At 44.4% G+C, this 446-nt stretch carries 1 protein-coding gene; it reads left to right on the forward strand.

Features of this window, described 5'->3' with window-relative positions; translation table 11 throughout:
* Positions 1-244: transposase (locus tag CIK04_RS32240; RefSeq protein WP_176463497.1), on the forward strand; the 244-nt coding region annotated here is incomplete at its 5' end.
* Positions 245-446: the final 202 nt, after the last annotated feature.

Genomic DNA, 446 nt, shown 5'->3' on the forward strand with positions numbered 1-446 from the left:
AAGTGAAACAGTAGAACGGAGCTTTGCAGATGCCAAGCAACATCATGGTCATCGTTATGCTCGCTTCCGAGGTCTAGCCAATGTGCAAATGCAATGTTGGTTGGCAGCGGCAGCCCAAAACATCAAGAAGATAGCGTTGGTGGTGAACTATCTACGAAAAATGGGCTTAAATATGGCAGAAATAAGGCAGATACTTGCTTCTGTATACCCGTGTAATGAATGGAAACTTCTGCGCACGATATAACAAAAAAAAATCAACGATCGCGACCTACGGTCGCTTCCAAAAAAGAACCCCACTTAAAAAGCGGGGTTCGTCATCAATCTGAAGCGAGCTCTGCTCGCTTTTTTTTGTGTCATGAATCTTTCTTTACGTTCAACGCAAAGGCAATCTTGCTAAAAACGCCCTTGGTAGTCAAACTCATATTGCCCCTGACCATTCGGGTTCC

Source organism: Vibrio sp. 03_296 (assembly GCF_002265885.1).